3 protein-coding genes and 1 pseudogene are annotated in these 2,746 nt (G+C 31.8%); all 4 read left to right on the top strand.

The annotated features are described in order from the left end of the window. Positions 1 to 107 precede the first annotated feature (107 nt). Positions 108 to 278, top strand: a pseudogene (locus F564_RS21255) (DUF6371 domain-containing protein); the annotation flags it as partial. Between the two features lie 264 nt (positions 279 to 542). Further along, positions 543 to 839, top strand: a complete 297-nt coding sequence (locus F564_RS21250; RefSeq protein WP_394330640.1) for a DUF6965 family protein — start codon at positions 543 to 545, stop codon at positions 837 to 839. Between the two features lie 3 nt (positions 840 to 842). After that, positions 843 to 1,541 (top strand): HTH domain-containing protein, encoded by a 699-nt coding sequence (locus F564_RS0117490; RefSeq protein ID WP_028123715.1) that lies wholly within the window; start codon positions 843 to 845, stop codon positions 1,539 to 1,541. 521 nt (positions 1,542 to 2,062) lie between these two features. Beyond that, the coding region (locus F564_RS19655) for a site-specific integrase (RefSeq protein ID WP_228373935.1) at positions 2,063 to 2,746 on the top strand (684 nt) is incomplete at its 3' end.

The following is a 2,746-nucleotide window of genomic DNA, read 5'->3' as shown; positions in this document are numbered from 1 at the left end:
AGCATTAACTTTCATTCAATTTGTAAATGTTTTTGTATTTAATAGAAAAATGAATAATATTAAAATTGCATTAGTTTGATAATGCACTACGAGTTCTTTTAAATAAGTTTCCAACGAATCCAATTGCATTGGTAGAAGCACCAAAAACAGCCGTTTACGGAACTTTATATTTCGGGTTGCCCAAATGTTCGGAAAATCTAATTTGGTTGGCAGTTTACAATAAAAGCAGTTTCTCAATTGATAAAATGGAAGTTTTGAAAGGCAGAAACGTTTTTGTTTTCCCCGACTTATCAAAAGATGGCAACACGTTCAAAGAATGGGAAGCCAAAGCCAAAGATTTTGAAAAGCAATTGACAGGAACAAGGTTTGTTTTTTCCGATTTGCTGGAGAAATTAGCCAATGATACTGATAGAAATGAGGGAAACGATTTTGCAGATATTTTGATAAAGCAGGATTGGCGTTTGTTCAGAAAAGAAAAAATAAAGGACGTTCACACAAAGGGCGAACTCATAAAAGAAAAAATAAAGGAAGAACCCAAAATAATGGATAAAATAAGTCTTATAAGTCCTATAAGAAATATTCAATCTAAAGTTAAAGCAAAACCCAAAAAGTACGCTGAAATTTGGAGTAATGAGATTGCAGAATTGGAGCAGTTTTATGCAAATACATCATTCCCAACAGAACCAATAAAGCTGAATGAATGCAGTACGATTTTAGACGTTTCAAAATTCATTCAATCCAATTTAATGATAGCAAAGGCAAACAACGGAAACAGAACGTTTTTGCCTTATCTCAACAGAGTACAACAATTAAGACAAATTTTAACACCAAAATATTAAGCGATGGCAACAGATAAAAGTGTACAAAAGTTTACAGAAACACAAAATAAAATTAATCGGTTAATGGAGTTGGATAAAGTCACACCCAACGATTATAAGGACTTTACAAAAGATGAATTGAAGCAACTCGATTTTGAGATACAAGACAGAATGAATAACGTGCAGGGCGAAGAAAAAGAAAATTTTTTAGTGAAGATTGATGCAATGTTATCTGTTGATACAAAAAACCAACTTTGGGAGCAGAACCATTCTAATATTATGTGGGCTATTTCAGTACTTACCGAAGAAAATTATAATCTTCCGCCTGTTAATGCAATAGCCCAGAAACTTAATTTGAGCAGAACCACCGTACACAAACATATCAAAGCATTCAAAGAGCATTCATCTTACAAAGCGCAACAGGAATCAATCGAAATGATGGCGGATAAAATAGTTTGGCAAATGTATAGACTTGCAAATAATGGCGATGTAAAAGCAGGTCGCTTGTTTTTGGAAGTTGCTGGAAAAATTGGAAAACCGAAACAGCAAACCAATAACACCCAAAATAATTACATTCAAATTAACGGAATGGTTTTTAATGATGAGAAACTGAAAACTTTGAAGCCTGAACAACTAAAAAGCATTGAAACGATTTTGCTAACTGCAAACCTCGAACAACCGTTATTTGAAGATGCTGAAATAATTCAGAAAAAAGAAGTTTGATTTTGCTAATTTAGATGAGCTTGAAATGTTAGGAAATATCTACTTTAAATATTCCCAAAAACCTCAACTCAATTTTATGATATTTTGTTACTTTTTGAATGGTTTTGTACCTTATTTGTACCGATTAATTGTAACTAATTGATTATTAATGCTAATTACTTTTTGTATCGGGAAATAAATTAGCTTTTCTTTGATTTCTTTTTCTTTCTTTTGTTTGAATATCAGGTAGTTATATAAATTTATTTTCTCTTATTAGACCATATTTGTACCACTTTTGTACTACTTCATACCTCGAAAATAGTGAAAAGTAGTACAAAGTAGTACAAAACAGAATTTATGAAAATATCACTTAGTCAAAGAAAATTAAAGGACGGAAGGATCAGTCTGTCAATAGAGTTTACCGTGGTTCTGAAATTACTGATGACGGAAAAAGAAAGCATCTGAGAAATTTTGAGAATTTAGATACCTATCTAATTATAGATCCAAAAACTGCCAAAGAAAAAAAAGAAAATAAAGAAGCTTTGGAATTTGCAGAAAATGTAATTGCAATTCGAAAAGCTGAATATGCTCAAGGAAGATTTGAGTTGAAAAATACTGCGAAAGCTAAACGGGTATTTTTAAATTTCTTCGCTGATCTTGCTGAGGAAAAACGAACCCTCGATTCGTCAAATAATTATGGTAATTGGTTCTCTACCTACCAACATTTAAAAAAAGTAGTTCCAAAGAATTTAACTTTTGAGGAGATTGATGAATTTTTCATTAAAAAAGTACGGAAATACTTTGAGAAGGATGCAATCAGTAAGAGTGATTTACCTCTTTCTCAAAGTTCCAAGTATTCTTACTTCAACAAGTTTAAAGCTGCACTTAGATATGCTTTCGATAATGGATGTTTGACAATAAATTACGCAGCAAAAATTAAATCATTTGAGCAGGCAGAAAGCCAAAGAGAATATCTGATTTTTGATGAATTACAACGTTTAGCAAAAGCGGAATGTAAATATCCGGTTTTGAAAAAAGCTTTTCTTTTTTCGTGTTTATCAGGTTTACGTTGGTCGGATATCAATACTTTGATTTGGAAAGAAGTTCGTGATGAAGGTGATATTTCCAGAGTCAATTTCCGACAAGAAAAAACAGAAGGTGTAATATATCTTTATATTTCAAAATTTACCTGGTTTCAAGAACATTCAGTACCAGTTCAAATACCA

This window comes from Epilithonimonas tenax DSM 16811 (genome assembly GCF_000428485.1).
GTDB classification, from domain to species: Bacteria; Bacteroidota; Bacteroidia; order Flavobacteriales; family Weeksellaceae; genus Epilithonimonas; species Epilithonimonas tenax.
The sequence above is the reverse complement of the archived record's forward strand: the minus strand, read 5'-3'. Positions and strand labels throughout refer to the sequence as shown.

Bases quoted from the DNA above. Each gene is read 5' to 3' on its own strand.
- F564_RS0117490 (WP_028123715.1), top strand. From the start codon at position 843: ATGGCAACAGATAAAAGTGTACAAAAGTTTACAGAAACACAAAATAAA.
- F564_RS21250 (WP_394330640.1), top strand. From the start codon at position 543: ATGGATAAAATAAGTCTTATAAGTCCTATAAGAAATATTCAATCTAAA.